Source organism: Nocardia barduliensis, assembly GCF_013315795.1.
GTDB classification, from domain to species: domain Bacteria; phylum Actinomycetota; class Actinomycetes; order Mycobacteriales; family Mycobacteriaceae; genus Nocardia; species Nocardia barduliensis.
The window spans coordinates 39083-53552 of the sequence record NZ_JABLTE010000051.1 but is presented as its reverse complement, the minus strand read 5'-3'; the positions used below and the strand labels follow the sequence as shown (position 1 = coordinate 53552).

The 14470-nt window shown below is 66.9% G+C and carries 13 protein-coding genes and 1 pseudogene; 10 read left to right on the top strand and 4 right to left on the bottom strand.

All coding sequences use genetic code 11. From position 1 onward, the window contains the following. Window positions 1-267 (bottom strand): 4Fe-4S dicluster domain-containing protein (locus HOV91_RS21950; protein WP_174187290.1); only part of this gene is annotated, 267 nt, incomplete at its 3' end. Window positions 268-394: 127 nt separating this feature from the next. On the opposite strand from HOV91_RS21950, the gene HOV91_RS21945 reads away from it, so the two are divergent. From HOV91_RS21945 to HOV91_RS21910, 8 genes and pseudogenes are all read left to right on the top strand, one after another. Beyond that, window positions 395-1576, top strand: a complete 1182-nt coding sequence (locus HOV91_RS21945) for a thiolase family protein (protein ID WP_174187289.1) — start codon at window positions 395-397, stop codon at window positions 1574-1576. Between the two features lie 345 nt (window positions 1577-1921). Then, complete coding sequence (locus HOV91_RS21940) at window positions 1922-2152, top strand: ferredoxin (protein WP_174187288.1); 231 nt, start codon at window positions 1922-1924, stop codon at window positions 2150-2152. A gap of 129 nt (window positions 2153-2281) precedes the next feature. Continuing rightward, a complete protein-coding gene (locus HOV91_RS21935; RefSeq protein ID WP_174187287.1) occupies window positions 2282-2884 on the top strand; it encodes a TetR/AcrR family transcriptional regulator in 603 nt (200 codons plus the stop codon). 147 nt (window positions 2885-3031) lie between these two features. Next, entirely contained in the window at window positions 3032-4525 is a 1494-nt protein-coding gene (locus HOV91_RS21930) for an aldehyde dehydrogenase (protein ID WP_174187286.1), read from the top strand. A gap of 2 nt (window positions 4526-4527) precedes the next feature. Then, window positions 4528-4866: a hypothetical protein gene (locus HOV91_RS21925; RefSeq protein WP_174187285.1), complete on the top strand. Its 339-nt coding sequence runs from the start codon at window positions 4528-4530 to the stop codon at window positions 4864-4866. 52 nt (window positions 4867-4918) lie between these two features. After that, window positions 4919-5146 carry a hypothetical protein gene (locus HOV91_RS21920; protein ID WP_174187249.1) on the top strand — a complete coding sequence of 76 codons (228 nt, stop codon included), beginning with the start codon at window positions 4919-4921 and terminating at the stop codon, window positions 5144-5146. After that, window positions 5056-5472: pseudogene (locus HOV91_RS21915) on the top strand (acyl-CoA dehydrogenase family protein); the annotation flags it as partial. The gene HOV91_RS21920 and the pseudogene HOV91_RS21915, both read left to right, overlap by 91 nt. Window positions 5473-5483: 11 nt before the next feature. Next, a complete protein-coding gene (locus tag HOV91_RS21910; protein WP_174187284.1) occupies window positions 5484-6491 on the top strand; it encodes a phosphotransferase family protein in 1008 nt (335 codons plus the stop codon). 659 nt (window positions 6492-7150) lie between these two features. On the opposite strand, the gene HOV91_RS21905 is transcribed toward HOV91_RS21910, so the two are convergent. Beyond that, complete coding sequence (locus HOV91_RS21905) at window positions 7151-7900, bottom strand: IclR family transcriptional regulator (protein WP_312884731.1); 750 nt, start codon at window positions 7898-7900, stop codon at window positions 7151-7153. 519 nt (window positions 7901-8419) lie between these two features. On the opposite strand from HOV91_RS21905, the gene HOV91_RS21900 reads away from it, so the two are divergent. Then, window positions 8420-10849, top strand: coding sequence for a glycoside hydrolase family 2 TIM barrel-domain containing protein (locus HOV91_RS21900; protein WP_174187282.1), 2430 nt, complete (start codon window positions 8420-8422; stop codon window positions 10847-10849). A gap of 232 nt (window positions 10850-11081) precedes the next feature. Continuing rightward, window positions 11082-11801 carry an alpha/beta hydrolase fold domain-containing protein gene (locus HOV91_RS21895; protein ID WP_174187281.1) on the top strand — a complete coding sequence of 240 codons (720 nt, stop codon included), beginning with the start codon at window positions 11082-11084 and terminating at the stop codon, window positions 11799-11801. Window positions 11802-12130: 329 nt separating this feature from the next. On the opposite strand, the gene HOV91_RS21890 is transcribed toward HOV91_RS21895, so the two are convergent. Further along, window positions 12131-13918 (bottom strand): acetolactate synthase large subunit, encoded by a 1788-nt coding sequence (locus HOV91_RS21890; protein ID WP_174187294.1) that lies wholly within the window; start codon window positions 13916-13918, stop codon window positions 12131-12133. A gap of 269 nt (window positions 13919-14187) precedes the next feature. Next, window positions 14188-14466 (bottom strand): DUF3263 domain-containing protein, encoded by a 279-nt coding sequence (locus HOV91_RS21885; RefSeq protein ID WP_174187280.1) that lies wholly within the window; start codon window positions 14464-14466, stop codon window positions 14188-14190. Window positions 14467-14470 lie beyond the last annotated feature (4 nt).

Genomic DNA, 14470 nt, shown 5'->3' with positions numbered 1-14470 from the left:
GCCCGCGACCGGCCGGTCGGCGAAGTACGCCGCGTTGATCTCCCGATACGGCTCGTCCTCCGGCGCGAGGTCCGCCTCGGGAACGATCGCATCCACCGGGCACTCGTCGACGCAGGCGCCGCAGTCGATGCACGTGGCCGGGTCGATGTGCAGCAGTTCCGCGCGAGCATAGCCGGGCTCGTCCGGCCGAGGCCGGATGCAGTCGACCGGGCAGACCGCGACACACCCGGCGTCATTGCAACAGGGCTGGGTGACGACGTGCGCCATGGCTTCTCCGAACTCCGCAGGAGCGGAAGTGAAGCGTGATACAAATAACGTAGAACGTCATTTGTTATACGCTAAGTGACGCTGGTCACGCAAGAGCGGACCCGTCGCTTCCCCTGGAAGGCAGTCCATGACGACAGCAGTGATCATCGATGCGATCCGAACCCCCGCGGGAAAGGGGAAGTCGGGCGGGCAGTTGTCCGGCATCCACCCCGCAGCGCTGCTGTCGACCGTGCTGTCCGCGCTGATCGAGCGCAACGATCTCGATCCGGCGCTGGTGGACGACGTCATCGGCGGCTGCGTCGGACAAGCGGGTGAGCAGGCCCTGAACATCACGCGCAACGCGGTGCTGGGCGCCGGGTTCCCCGAGTCGGTCCCGGCCACCACCGTCGACCGCCAGTGCGGGTCGAGTCAGCAGGCCGCCCACTTCGCCGCCCAGGGCGTCATCGCCGGAGCCTACGACGTCGTCATTGCCTGCGGCGTGGAGTCGATGAGCCGGGTGCCGATGGGAACCGCCGTCATGGGCCGCGACGCCCACGGTCCCGGGATCGCTGCCCGCTACCCCGAAGGGCTGGTGAATCAGGGGATCGCGGCCGAGATCATCACGGCCAGATGGAGATTGGATCGCACTGGGTTGGACGAGTTCGCCGCGCGGTCCCACGCGCTCGCGGCCGCGGCCGATTTCTCCGCCGAGATCGTCCCGGTCGCGGTCACCGGAGAAGACGGCAGCACCACGGTCGCCGCCACGGACGAGACGGTGCGCGCCGGCACCACGGTGGCCGGGCTGGCCGGGCTCCGGCCCGCGTTCCGTTCCGACGAGGCGGCCCGCCGCTTCCCCGAGATCGGCTGGAACATTACCGCGGGCAACTCGTCCCCGCTCACCGACGGCGCGTCCGCGGTGCTCATCACCAGCGAGAAGACCGCGAACGCGCTCGGCCTGCGCCCTCGCGCGCGTTTCCGCGGCTTCGCTGTCGCGGGCAGCGATCCGGTGCTGATGCTGACCGGTGTCGTCCCAGCGAGCCGCAAGCTGCTGGATCGGACCGGGCTGGCCATCGACGACGTGGACGCCTGTGAGGTCAACGAGGCCTTCGCGCCGGTGCCGCTGGTTTGGCAGCACGAACTCGGCGCCGACCCCGACCGGGTGAACCCGCGTGGCGGCGCCATCGCGCTCGGGCATCCGCTCGGCGGATCCGGCACCCGGCTGCTGACCAGCCTGCTGCACCACCTGGAGAACACCGGGGGCCGCTACGGGCTGCAAACCATGTGCGAGGCCGGAGGGATGGCCAACGCCACGCTCATCGAGCGGTTGTGACACCTGCCTCGGGGCCGGAGTGATCCAGCCCGCAAGGTTCCGGCGTCGCGAAAGGCCTGCCAGCGCGCGGGCGCCGCCAGACTGCCTTGATAACAAATGACGATTGACGTAATTCGTATCATGACGTAGCGTCGGATGTGAGGTACAGCACTTCGCGTAGGCGCACCGGTCGCCCCGCGAGCGCGCCTGCGTGTCATACCTCCCGCGGTGGCCCGTCCCACCGTTGCGTCACCAAGGGCGGAGGTCCCCTCACGGAATCCGCAGGCACGATCGCCCGCCGCCGATGCGGGAACGGACACCGGCGCACCCGCTCCCCAACCGCGAAACATCAGGAGGCTCGCCGCCATGACCACCACGCACCGACGGCTCATCGTCGATCGAACCGTGTGCGCAGGCCACGGCCTGTGCTATGCGATGGCGCCGGTGCTGATCGAGCCCGACGACCAGGGCGACCCGCTCATCCTGGCCGACCCGATACCCGACGCCCGGCTCGGTGATGCCGACACCGCCGTCGCCGTCTGCCCCGAGCGCGCGCTGTCGCTGAGGGCGGCAACCGACAGCGAGCACCGGCCGTGACACCGCACCCACGCGCCGCCACTCCGGCCCGACAGCGACCGGGGCGAACACTCGACATCGGACGTCGGACAGGTATCGTCAGCATGGGAATCGACCGGCATGACGATCTCGGGGAGGGAAGTACCGCACATGGCCCGACGCAACAGCAACGTCCTCAGCTCGGACGTCGAAGAGGCACGGGGCCAGATCCTCGAGGCGGCACAGTCCACCTTCCTGCACTTCGGTGTCGCGAAGACGACGATGGACGACATCGCCAAGGCGGCCGGCGTATCCCGGCCCACCATCTACCGGTACTTTCGCGACCGGGACACCCTCATCGCGGAGCTCATCCGCATGCGTTCGAGGAAGCTGTTCGTCAAGGGCGTCAAATACGTACTAGAGCGGGAGAATTTCCGCGACCAGCTCGTCGACGGGCTCATCTACCTGGTCGACCACGGCCGCAAGGATCCTCTGATCCGCCTGATCGTCAGCCCCGAACACATGGATCTGGCCGCGGCGGTCATCGGCACCTCGCAGCTCGCCTCGGCCCTCACCCTCGAGATGTGGGGCCCGATCCTGGACCGCGCACGCGAGCGCGGCGAACTCCGCGCCGATATCGACAACGAGAAGGCCTGCGAGTGGCTCGGGCTGGTGCAGCTCATCCTCGTCGGCCGCTTCGACTACGACGATCCCGCAGACCCGTCGCATCGCCGCATGCTGCAGGACTTCGTCCTGCCCGCCTTCCTCGACTGAAGCGTAACGCGCGTCGCGATCGCGTTTCCGCGCACCATTGACACATCTAACGTCGTTAGATTAAATGTGACACGCCGCACATATCGCGGGACTTCCATTCATTCCCGTGCCGTCGCCCACCGGCACGGCAGCAGAAGGGCATTTCCGATGACCACGACAGACCAGACTGCCGCGCCCGTCACCCTCAACGACCGCACCCGGGTGTTCATCGGTGGCCGGTGGACCGAATCGACCGGGAACGACTGGATCGACCTGGTGGACTCGTTCACCGAGCAGCCGGTGTCCCGGATCCGGCTGGCCACCGCCGAGGACGTCGCCGCCGCGGTGGCCGCCGCCCGCGCCGCCTTCGATCGGGGCGACTGGGCCTCGAAGCCGATCGCCGAGCGTGCTGATGTGCTCGACGAGATCGCCACCCGGCTGGAGCAGCGGGCCGAGCAGCTCACCCCGATCGGGGTGATCGAGGTGGGCGTACCGGTCTCGGTCAGCGCGCCGACCCAGCAGATGTGCGGCGGGCTGTTCCGTGCGGTGGCCGCGGTCGCCCGCGCCACCGAACTCGCCGAGGTGCGCGCCCGCGCCGACGGCGGTGTCTCCCGTATCGTCAAGGAGCCGAAAGGCGTTGTCGCGGCAATTATCCCGTGGAACGGACCGATCGGCACCATCGCCTTCAAGGTGGCGCCCGCCTTGGCCGCCGGGTGTTCGGTGGTGCTCAAGACCGCTCCCGATGCTCCCGAGTCGCCCTCGGTGTTCGCCGACATCGTCGCCGAACTCGTCGCCGAGGGACGAATTCCGGAGGGCGTCATCAGCGTGCTCTGCGCCGACCGCGACGTCTCCGAGACCCTGGTCACCAACCCCGACGTCGACCACATCACCTTCACCGGCAGCACCGCCGCGGGCCGGCGCATCATGTCGCTGGCCGGAGAGCGGGTCGCGGGCGTCTCCCTCGAGCTGGGCGGCAAGTCCGCGGCGATCATTCTCGACGACGCCGACATGAACACCGTGCTGCAGACCCTGCCGATGGCCGGCTGCATGCAGTCGGGCCAGGCGTGCATCGCGCTCACCCGGGTGCTGGTCTCCCGCGCCCGGCACGACGAGGTGCTGGCCGCGTTGATCGCCGCCTACGGCGCCCTGCCGATGGGTGATCCGTGGGAGCCGACCAACTTCCTCGGCCCGCTCGCATCGAAGCAGCAGCAGGACCGCGTGCTCGGCTACATCGAAATCGCCGAGCAGGAGGGAGCCACCGTCGTGCTCGGCGGGGGCCGCCCGGAGGGCCTCGACCACGGATTCTTCGTCGCGCCGACGGTTCTCGACGGAGTCCGCCCCGACGACCGGATCGCGCAGGAGGAGGTCTTCGGCCCGGTGATCTCGGTGATCACCTACGAGGACGAGGACGACGCGGTCGCGATCGCCAACAACTCCATCTACGGCCTCTCCGGCGCGGTCTACACCGAGGACGCCGAGCGCGGCTATGCCATCGCCCGGCGGATCCGCACCGGCACCATCAGCGTCAACACCGCCGCGATGGACTTCACCCTGCCGTTCGGCGGGTACAAACAGTCCGGTATCGGCCGCGAGGGCGGCCCTGAGGGGCTCGAGGAATTCTTCGAGATCAAGACCGTGCACTTCCCGGCGCCCGTCGGCTGAGCATGCGCACCGGCCCGCAGCCACCGCCGGGCAGTCGCCCGGCCGCGCAGTCCCCCAGCCTGCCGCACAGCGGCGCGCCACGCAGCCGCACGGTCCGCCCGGTGCTGGTCACCCGCTTCGCCGACCTCCCGGATCCGGTCATCCACGGCCGAGTCCGGGAAGTGCTCGACTTCTTCGAGACGTGCCCGGAATGCGGCTATCCCGCCCAGGCGATCGCGGTCGAGCGGGAGCGCGCCGGGGGGCGCATCGACGTGGTCGTGCAGCCCGGATGCGGCCTCCCCTGTGGCTGGCAGGGCAGACCACGAATCGTCACGGCACGTCCCCCGGGCCCCCTCACCTGAGTCGGCTCGGCCGCCACTCCCCCGCTCGCACACAGAACAGGGTGCTGTACCGATGACCCCCTCATCCGCCACCGGGGCGAACCCGGGCAGACGGCGCTCGCCATGGGCCTGGAACCGGCGGAGCGTTCGCACGACCGTCATGCCCCTCGCGCTGGTTCCCAGTCTGATCCTCGTCGCCGCCACGACCGCGCTCGCCGCGCGGCAGACCGAACGGGCGCTCCGGCAGCGCGCGTGGGCGAACGAGGCACGGATCGCCAGCTCCGCGGGGATCTCGGCATGATCCAGACACTGATCGCCGACAATGAGATCGACATCGCCGCCACCCAAGCCCTGCTGACCCGTGCGTACTGGGAACTCGACCGCAACGAGCCCGCCGCGAACGCCACCTCGATCGCGAAGACCTCTGCGGCCGAGGCGGTTTTTCGGATCATCGACCGCACCATGCAGATGTGCGGAGGCTTGGGTGTGTCCGCCGACCTCCTGGCGCGGCTGTCGCGCGAAGTGCGCCCGTTCCGGATCTACGATAGACCGTCCGAAGTTCACCGCTGGGGGATAGCCAAACGCGCGCACGGCGCGGCCAAGCGAGTCCGGCAGGCCGACGAATGAGTCTGCCGGGCATGAACGTCCCCGCCCTCGAGCGGTTCCTGCGCGAGCACGGCGTCGACGTGCGCGGCGAGTTGCGGGTGGAACTGATCAGCGGCGGCCGGTCGAATCTGACCTTCACCGTCTCCGACGACGTGTCACGGTGGGTGGTACGACGCCCACCCGTCGCCGGACTCACCCCGTCCGCGCACGACATGGCACGCGAATTCACCGTCACCAGCGCGCTGGGGAACTCGCCCGTGCCCGTAGCGACAACGGTCGCGTTCGACGCCGAAGGCACCACCCTCGGTGCGCCGATGACCATCGTCGAATTCGTCGACGGAACCGTCGTCCGCGACCAGGACGACCTGGCCGCGCTCACCGACGAGCAAGTCACTGCAAGCGCCCACGGACTCGTGCGGGTGCTCGCCGACCTGCACGCGGTGGATCCCGTGGCGGTCGGCTTGGAAAAATTCGGACGGCCGCAAGGCTTCCTGGCCCGCCAAATGGAACTGTGGGCCTCGCAATGGGAACGGGTGAAGACACGCGAACTTCCCGACGTTGCGACGCTACACGCGGCCCTGTCCGATTCGCTGCCACAGCAGTCGGCCGCCTCGATCGTGCACGGTGACTTCCGTATCGACAACACCATCCTCGACCCGGCCGACCCCGCCCGGATTCGGGCGGTGGTCGACTGGGAGATGTCCACCCTCGGCGACCCGCTCACCGACGCGGCACTGATGTGCGTGTACCGCACACCGATATTCGATCTGGTACTGGGCTCCCGCGCCGCTTGGACCAGCCACCGCATGCCCACCGCTGAGGACCTGGCGCAGTGGTACACCACCGTCTCCGGGCGCGACCTCGCACACTGGGGCTTCTACCTCGCCCTGGCCAACTTCAAACTCGGCGTCATCGCCGAAGGCATCACTCATCGGGCACGACAGGGCTCCGACGCCGGAAACGCCGCCGAACGTGCGGCCGAGGCGACACCGGAATTCATGGCAGCCGGGCTACACGCGCTGAAAGGAAGCCCGACATGAACGCCACCCACCACACCGCATTGATCAGTCGCGCTTCCCGGGAAATCGGCCTCGGCACCGCGAACAAGCGCGCGAGCCAAAACTATCGTTGACGATAAGTGCCCGCTTCTGCTTCGATCCTCACCAGCCGAGTCGCCTACGACTTCCGAGGGGGATCGCTCGGTCCGGATTGCTTCACCCCCGGGGTGAGATGTGGTTGCCGGGTGGAGCCCAAACCGGCCCCTCTCGGTTGTTGCCGCGCCTGCCCAACGAGCGATTGTTCCTCTAACCAGGCTTGAAGGGCTGTCCGACACAAAGCTGAATCCCGTACGCTCCTTCGGGGTTGAGTACGGCGACTATGGCCACCCTGCCGAGACCCTCGACCCTACTTCAATACTGTCGATGCGGTCGCCACCGCGGCACAGTGCGGGGACCCGGTCCCACGGGCCTGCCCGCCGAACTCGGAGCGCTCGTCGCAGACAGGGCCCGCCGATTATTCACCGACGCCTCTCCATTGAGCGCTGTTGTCTGGCAGGGTGGGCCGGCCTCAACACCAACGTCCATACCGGCGACATCTTCTCGCCGACACCGATGTGGCGCTGGCGGTCCAGCCCGCCGCCAACCGACTGCACGCCTTCAGCGCCTTCACCGGACTCTGCGCAACCCTGGACGACGGCTGGTCACCGTGCGCCACTGGTCAACTGGTCGACCATGTGCTGGATAGCCGGAATCTCGGCCACCAGCTTTTCCACAGGCATGCGGAAGGCCAAAGCGCTCACGCTGATGGCGCCGAGCGGGCGCCCGCCGGTGTTCCAGCGCACCGGGACAGCGACACAGTTGATGCCGACCTCGTTCTCCTGATCATCTATCGCGTAACCACGTCGCCCGGTCTCGACCAGCTCGGCCCAGAGTGCATCGACCGAGGTGATGGAGTGCGGAGTTCGCGCGGGCAGCGGGCCGTCACCGATCAGCTCGCGCAACTGGTGCTCACTGTCGAGGGTGGCGCTCAACAGCAGCTTCCCGACCGCTGTGCGATAGGCGGGATTGCGCCCGCCGACGACGGAGGTCAGCCGTACACCACCGGTCGGCGGGTCGACTTTGGCGCGATAGACCACTTCGGCGCCTTCGAGAACCGCGTAGTGCGCGGTTTCTCCGTAATGGTGAGCAAGCTCGACGAGGACCGGTTCCACGAGAACCGATTCCGGCCTCGCGTGGTGGAACCGGAACGCGAGTCGCACGAAGTCGTCGCCCAGCGAGTACACACCTCTGCCGAGTTGAGCCGCCAGGCCCGCTCTCCGCAGGGCACCCAGCGCACGATGCACTGTCGGTTTCCTGCTGCCCAGGCGGTGCGCGAGCTCGTCCAACGTGATCCCGTCCGGATGCTCCGCAAGCTCGAGAAGCACCGCCAGAACGCGATCGGCGCCGACCACCGATGCACCCGCACCTGCTACTTCTTCACCCTTCACGCGTCCCTCTCGCTGACTGGGCTCTACCCGGACCCTTTCAGACTATCGGAACTTCCTTCTAGGAAGCGCCGGTCAGGGGGTTGCGCCAGCGAACGGGTGCGGTACCGTGACCGGTATCTTCGAATTATGTGATCAATATTCCATCTACTAGAATATTGACGTAACTCTCCGACCAGCCGGAGCCGATTGGACAACTCGATGACGAGCTGTGATCCCCGAAGCGGTGATCGCACCGCCCGACGTGGCGACCCGCTCTCCGCCGCCGTGACCCTCATTCGGCATGCTCCGGCCGAGTCGGGCCGCGACCGAAGAACGCCGCACTCGACCTTTTGTCCTCCTCGCGAAGTTCGTCCGGTCGATATGCCGAGCACAGCCTGCGCCTCGGTCGTCGTCGACCACCCCCTCGAAATCCACCCGCCACTGAGCACAGGAAGAACTGACGTCAGAATGCAGACCGACAAACACCGCGAGACAGGGGCGCCCATGCCGCGCACCGACGATCCGCCGCACGGCGCGTGGCGCCCATTCGGCGACCGTTGGACCGTCACCGCTGACGGTGGGCAGCCGATCGAGGTCGCACTGCCGCACGACGCCATGCTCGCCGAGCCGCGCAGCGCCGACGCCCCCAGCGGCAGTGGAGGCGGATACTTCCCGGGCGGCCTGTACACCTATCACAAGCGCTGGGCCTCGCCCGATGTTCCTGCCGGCCACCGAGTGCTCCTGCGCTTCGAAGGAATCTCCCGGGTCTCCACCGTTGTGGTGAACGGCACCGAACTCGGAGGTGCGCCCAACGCCTATCGGGACTTCGAGGTCGATGTCACCGACGTCCTGCGCCCCGGCGACGAGAACGATATCGAGGTCATCGCCGACAACACCGAGCAGCCGAACAGCCGCTGGTACACCGGCTCTGGAATCCACCGGCCCGTCTGGTGGCAGCTGCGCGGGCCGATCACACTGGGAAAGCACGGCGTGCGCATCCGCACAATGAGCATCACCTCCCCCGCACTTGTCGAGGTGGAGCTTTGCTTCACCAATCCCGACCGCCGCACCGTGCAGGCAAGAGTCGAGTTGGCGAGCGGGGGCTCGGTGGTGGCGCAGGAGTACGCCACGACCGACGGAATCACCGCGCGGCTCGTACTGCACGTACCGGAGCCGCAGCTCTGGTCCGCCGACAACCCGGACCTATACGACTGCACGGTCGTTCTCCGCGCCGATGACGAGATCGTAGACGAACGCCGCAGCCGAATCGGGCTGCGCACCGTGGCGCTCGATGCCCGGCGAGGTCTGCTGATCAACGACACTCCGGTGCTGCTGCGGGGCGGCAACATTCACCACGACAACGGTGTCATAGGCTCGCTCGCACTCCCCGCGGCCGAGCACCGGAGAGCGCGCATCCTCAAGGAGAACGGCTTCAACGCGATTCGCAGCGCACACAATCCGCTGTCCCAGGCGATGCTCGACGCGTGCGACGAGATCGGCCTGTATGTAATGGACGAAACCACCGACGTGTGGTGGAACGCCAAGACACGATACGACGATTCCCGAACCTTCCTCGACCAATGGCGTATCGATCTCGACGAGATGGTTCTGCGAGACCGGAACCACCCGAGCGTCATCATGTTCTCGATCAGCAACGAGAACGGGGAGACCGCCGCTCGCGCGGGCATCGAACTGGCCCGCTCCATGGCGGCCAGGATCGACGAATTGGACGGAACACGCCCGGTCACCGCCGGGGTGAACATCGCTATCAATGCCCTGGCATCGCGCGATGCGACGCCACCGACCGGCACCACGCCTGCCGGCAAGACACTCATGGAGAAGGTAGACAGCACCAGTTTCAACGTCGCGATGCAGTTCCTGGTCCCGGCAATGAGCGTCGTGACCGCGACCAAGCGCGCCGACCTCGGCACCCGCGGCATCTTCGACATCCTGGACATCGCCGGGTACAACTACGGTGCCAACCGCTTCCGCCGGGACGCCGCAGCCCACCCCGCCCGGATCATGGTCGGAACAGAAGACCTGCCGGGCGATATCGCGCGCATCTGGCCGCTGGTCGAAAAAATTCCCAACCTGATCGGCGACTTCCTCTGGGCCGGCTGGGACTATCTCGGCGAGACCGGCGTCGGGCACTGGCTCTACCACCGCCGGTGGGCGCCGCTGCTGAAACCGTACCCGTTCGTCACCAGTGGATGTGGAGTCATCGACATCACCGGCCGTCCCGGAGCGCCTGCCGCATTGGCTCGAGCGGTCTGGTCTCCGGCCACGCCTCCCGCGATAACAGTTCGTCCACTCGACATTTCCGAGTATCGGGCAGCGAAAGCCACGTGGCGGCCCAGCGACGCGATCGACAGCTGGTCCTGGGCTGGACGCGACGGTCAACCCGCACACGTCGAGGTCTACTCCGCGGCCGAGGAAGTGGAACTACTCCTCGACGGCACCTCGATCGGGCGGGCTGCAGCGGGGACCGCCCACGGCTTCGTCGCCCGATTCTCGCTACCCTATCGGCCGGGCGAACTCGTCGCAGTCGCCCGGAGCAGCGGTGGCCGGATCGCCGAGTCGCGTTTGCGCAGTGCCCAGGGACCGCTCCGGCTGATTCTCCGAGCCGAGCGCAGCGAGCTCGCAGCCGACGGGAACGACCTTGCATACATCGCCGTGGAAATCGCAGATGCGGACGGCGTGATCGAATCACTAGCCGATGATCTGGTCACCCTGTCGATCGACGGCCCGGCTGTCCTGGCCGGCTTCGGCAGCGCCGCCCCCGCCACCGAAGAGTCGTTCGCCGACAACACGCACACCACCTACTACGGGCGAGCACTCGCGGTCGTCCGCGCGACCCGAGTCCCGGGCTCCGTCCGCATCACCGCGACTTCCGCCCGGCACGGCACGGCAATGTGCGACCTCCAAGTCCGCTGAGCCACCGGCCCGGGGAAAGACGACGCGGAATCGGTAGCGCCCGCACCGACAGGATCGCGTGCGGGCGCTGCGACCGGCACCGAGTCGGCATCATGACGTTTGGGCACATCAGAGAAATTGGTTGAGAGTGATACCTTTCCGAACAGAAGACCGCACTGTAACAGGTTCTTACGCCCGGATACCCATTCGCGACTATCGTCCCGCTGTCGAACGGCCGGACAGTAAGCCGCTGGTGTGGTTGCACGGCGGTGCCTTCGTCTACGGCGGTCTGGATATGCTCGAATCGGACGCACCGGCGCGAGCGGTGGCTTCGGGGCGCCGAGTCGTCACTGTCCATTACCGCCTCGCGCCGAAGTCTGGATTGTGGCGTAAGTCCGCGCCGGGAAAGCATCCGAACCGGTTTCCAGCCGCCCAAGACGACGTTGTCGACGTGGTGAGATGGCTTGTGGAGGACTCCGGCTCAGAGATCCACCTGGGTGGAGCCAGCGGTGGAGCCAATCTTGCCGCAGCCGCGGCCAGACGGCTGCGCGGCGAGTCGGGAGCGGGGATCGCATCGACGGTGTTGGCCTACGGCCTCTTCCACGCTGTCCTGCCGGTAGTCCCTGAGGTCGAAGCAAGCCTCGACCTTTTCGCACGGCCACTGTTGACACCTGCGATGGTGCGCCGGATAAACCTCAACTATGTCGGTGACCAAGCGCTCCTACGCCCCGGGCCTGCTTTCCCCGGTGGATCCGACTTACGCGGATTTCCGCCGACGCTGATGCTCGAGGCTCACAAGGACCGGCTCCGCGCCTCGGGAACGACGATGCATCGCGAACTCCGCGAAGCCGGCACCGAGGTCGAATACACTGTTGTCGAGGGGACGCGCCACGGCTTCCTGAGCTTGCCGCGCAGCCGCGCGTTCCGAACGAGCATGTCGCTCATCACCACGTGGCTCAGCCGGCACGACTGAACACACCAGGTCAGGTCGGAGGCGGCCCGGCACGACCCCAGGCAACCTCCAAGTCCGCTGAGCCACCGGCCCGAGAAGGCGACGCAAAATCGGCAGCGCCTGCACCGACAAGATCGGGTGCAGGCGCTGCCGACCGAAACGCACCCGAACGGGTCTGCACCCGATCGAGACCGAACGAGACGGTCTCTGCCACTGTGCAGGCCCGTGCAGGTCGTGGCTATGCCGAGGTCTCCGTGTCCATTGCGGTGATTCGGTCAGGCGGACGGCAGGGCATCGAGATGGATCCGTGCTCGGGGTCGCCGCTGTAGGCAGCCACCTCGATGAGAATGCTAGTCGGCTTCGGTGAACAGAGGACGGATCCCTCGGGCTGCCATGATGTCGTCGTTGCTGGCCCCGGCCGCGATCATCGGCCAGACCAGCACATCGTCGCCGACGATGAAGTCGATGACGACCGGTTGATCGTCGATCGCTCGCGCTTGCGCGATGACGGATTCGACATCTTCTTCACGATCACATCGGAAGGCTACGCAGCCGAGTGCATCAGCGAGCTTTACGAAGTCCGGGATATGGCGTGAGTGAGTGGAGAGGTCGACGTTGGAGTACCGGCCGGCGTAGTGGATTTCCTGGAGTTGGCGGACCATGCCGAGGTTGCCGTTGTTGATCAGCGCAACCTTGATCGGGATGCCCTCGATCGCGGCCGTCGCCAGCTCCTGGTTGGTCATCTGGAAGCAGCCGTCGCCGTCGATGGCCCACACCTCACGATGGGGGAATGCGAGCTTCGCGCCGATGGCTGCGGGCACGGCGTATCCCATGGTTCCCAGGCCGCCGGAATTGAGCCATGTTCGGGGCCGTTCGTAGCGGATGTAGTGTGCCGCCCACATCTGGTGCTGACCGACACCGGAGGTATAGATGGCCTCCGGGCCTGCTGCCTTCCCCAGTGCTTCGATCACGAATTCGGGTGAGAGCGCGCCGTTGACCGGCTTGTCGTAGCTGACGGGGTAGCTGTGTTCGATTTGATCGAGGTAGGCGGTCCACGGGGTGAGGTCGGGGGCCGTTCCGACAGCCCCGGCCGCTCGGATCGTTGCGATGAGCACCGCGAGGACCGCTTTGCAGTCGCCGACGATCGGAACGTCCACGGCTCTGTTCTTGCCGATTTCGGCGGGGTCGATGTCGATGTGGATGACACGGGCTGCGGGAGCGAAGGAAGCGGACTCTCCGGTGACCCGGTCGTCGAAGCGGGCACCGAGGGTGATCAGCAGATCACTCTTCTGCAGCGCGGCGACAGCGGCGACCGTGCCATGCATGCCAGGCATGCCGTAGTGCAGTGCGTGACTGTCAGGAAACGCGCCCCGCGCCATGAGGGTGGTCACCACCGGGATACCGGTCATCTCGGCGAATTCGAGCAACTCGCGTGATGCGTCCGACTTGATAACACCGCCGCCGACATAGAGGACCGGCCGCTCGACCTGGGAGATCAGCTGCGCGGCTTGCCGGATCCGTTCTGCGCTGGGCTCCGTCTGCGGCCGGTAGCCGGGCAGCTGCATCTCCGGAGGCCAGGCGAAGGCGGTGCGGGCTTGCAGAATGTCCTTCGGGATGTCCACGAGGACGGCACCGGGCCTGCCGGTCGCCGCGATGTGGAAGGCTTCAGCCAGGGTGCGGGTGATCTCGTCGGCGTCGGTAACCAGGAAGGTGTGTTTGGTGATCGGCGCGGTCATGCCGACGATGTCCGCTTCTTGGAAGGCATCTGTTCCGATCAGGTGCGTGCTCACCTGCCCGGTGATCGCCACGAGGGGAACAGAGTCCATGTGTGCGTCGGCGATCGCGGTGATCAGGTTGGTGGCGCCTGGGCCGGAGGTGGCCATGCACACGCCGACCTTGCCGGATGCCTGGGCGTAGCCGGTGGCAGCATGGCCGCCGCCTTGTTCGTGGCGCACCAGGATGTGTCGCACCTGCCGGGATTGAAGCAACAGGTCGTAAACCGGGAGGATCGCCCCGCCAGGGATGCCGAAGACTACCTCGACGCCCAGTTCTTCAAGTGAACGCACAACGGCCTGGGCACCGGTCACACTCTCGGGAGGACGGTGTGCGCAGTCGGTGGGTTCCAGTGCCCGCGTCATCGGCCGGGGGCGGCGAGGAGTCGTGGCGGACAACAGCCGATGGTCGGAGAGAGTATGGCTCACGTGGATACCTCAGTGGTCGGCCGTTCCCACGCGGCGCAGATCGGAATCGCTTCAGCGTGGGTTCGGCAGCGGTGACAGGGGATGAGAGCCTCGTGAGCTGTGTGTTCCCGCGGGCGTGGGGGTCGACCCGACGGCGCAGGGTGGGACCGATCGCAGGGTGTCGGATCTGGCAGCCCATCAGTGACGCGGACGCGAATCGCGTTCGCCTACGCGCACTCCGGTGGTGATGCTGGAAGCTTCAACGCGCCGTTGATCGGTGTTCGCTCCGGGCGTAGCAGGGCGAGTTTGCGATAGCACAACTGTCGTAGGAGTTCGCATGTCGGCATGTCCATCCCGTTGCTGTTTCCGACGATGAGCAGCCGGAGAACGCGTTGATAGAAGACTGCTGGGGTGATTCCGAACGTGGGAAGGATGTATTCGTCGCCGCCGTCGAAGCGGTGCCATCGTTCGGCGAATTCCAGGATCGAGCGCTCGTTCGGAGTCATGTCT